The following is a 2,078-nucleotide window of genomic DNA, read 5'->3' as shown; positions in this document are numbered from 1 at the left end:
GGTGTCGGGCACGCTGTTGGGTATCTGAGGGTACGGCCGTGAGGCTGGGTCTTCAGTTGCCGGCCCCAGTGCACTCGGGATGTTGTTCCCGGGGTGATGGGTGGTTGGTCGTTGTTTGAGAACTGCACAGTGGACGCGAGCATCTGTGGCCAAGTTTTTAAGGGCGCACGGTGGATGCCTTGGCACCAGGAACCGATGAAGGACGTGGGAGGCCACGATAGTCCCCGGGGAGTCGTCAACCAGGCTTTGATCCGGGGGTTTCCGAATGGGGAAACCCGGCAGTCGTCATGGGCTGTCACCCGCTGCTGAACACATAGGCAGTGTGGAGGGAACGCGGGGAAGTGAAACATCTCAGTACCCGCAGGAAGAGAAAACAACCGTGATTCCGGGAGTAGTGGCGAGCGAAACCGGATGAGGCTAAACCGTATACGTGTGAGACCCGGCAGGGGTTGCGTGTGCGGGGTTGTGGGATCTCTCTTCCACGGTCTGCCGGCCGTGGGACGAGTCAGAAACCGTTGATGTAGGCGAAGGACATGCGAAAGGTCCGGCGTAGAGGGTAAGACCCCCGTAGTCGAAACATCAGCGGCTCGTTTGAGAGACACCCAAGTAGCACGGGGCCCGAGAAATCCCGTGTGAATCTGGCGGGACCACCCGCTAAGCCTAAATATTCCCTGGTGACCGATAGCGGATAGTACCGTGAGGGAATGGTGAAAAGTACCGCGGGAGCGGAGTGAAATAGTACCTGAAACCGTGTGCCTACAAGCCGTGGGAGCGTCGGACATCAAGCTTGCTTGGTGTCTCGTGACTGCGTGCCTTTTGAAGAATGAGCCTGCGAGTTTGCGGTGTGTTGCGAGGTTAACCCGGGTGGGGAAGCCGTAGCGAAAGCGAGTCCGAATAGGGCGATTTTAGTAGCACGCTCAAGACCCGAAGCGGAGTGATCTAGCCATGGGCAGGTTGAAGCGGCTGTAAGAGGTCGTGGAGGACCGAACCCACCAGGGTTGAAAACCTGGGGGATGACCTGTGGTTAGGGGTGAAAGGCCAATCAAACTCCGTGATAGCTGGTTCTCCCCGAAATGCATTTAGGTGCAGCGTCGTGTGTTTCTTGCCGGAGGTAGAGCACTGGATAGGCGATGGGCCCTACCGGGTTACTGACCTTAGCCAAACTCCGAATGCCGGTAAGTGAGAGCGCGGCAGTGAGACTGTGGGGGATAAGCTCCATGGTCGAGAGGGAAACAGCCCAGAGCATCGACTAAGGCCCCTAAGCGTACGCTAAGTGGGAAAGGATGTGGAGTCGCACAGACAACCAGGAGGTTGGCTTAGAAGCAGCCACCCTTGAAAGAGTGCGTAATAGCTCACTGGTCTAGTGATTCCGCGCCGACAATGTAGCGGGGCTCAAGCGTACCGCCGAAGTCGTGTCATTGCAGCAATACGGCCAACGCCGGCTGTGATGGGTAGGGGAGCGTCGTGTGCCGGGTGAAGCAGCCGCGGAAGCGAGTTGTGGACGGTTCACGAGTGAGAATGCAGGCATGAGTAGCGATACAAACGTGAGAAACGTTTGCGCCGATTGACTAAGGGTTCCTGGGTCAAGCTGATCTGCCCAGGGTAAGTCGGGACCTAAGGCGAGGCCGACAGGCGTAGTCGATGGATAACCGGTTGATATTCCGGTACCCGCTGTGAAGCGTCAAACATCGAGCATCGTGATGCTAAGGCCGTGAAGCCGTTCCGGACCCTTCGGGGAATGGAAAGTGGTGGAGCCGCCGGACCAAGCGGTTAGTAGGTGAGTGATGGGGTGACGCAGGAAGGTAGTCCATCCCGGGCGGTGGTTGTCCCGGGGTAAGGGTGTAGGCCGTGCGGTAGGTAAATCCGTCGCACTTGTGGCTGAGACCTGATGCCGAGCCGATTGTGGTGAAGTGGATGATCCTATGCTGTCGAGAAAAGCCTCTAGCGAGTTTCATGGCGGCCCGTACCCTAAACCGACTCAGGTGGTCAGGTAGAGAATACCGAGGCGTTCGGGTGAACTATGGTTAAGGAACTCGGCAAAATGCCCCCGTAACTTCGGGAGAAGGGGGGCCATTCCT

1 rRNA gene (only partly in view) is annotated in these 2,078 nt (G+C 57.7%); it reads left to right on the top strand.

What is annotated here, in order from left to right:
* Positions 1 to 147: 147 nt before the first annotated feature.
* Positions 148 to 2,078 (top strand): 23S ribosomal RNA (locus ACZ4V1_RS35725); it runs 1,291 nt beyond the window's last position.

The sequence above is a fragment of the Streptomyces sp. NPDC028991 genome, from assembly GCF_055564775.1.
This window is presented reverse-complemented; position numbering and strand designations above follow the sequence as displayed.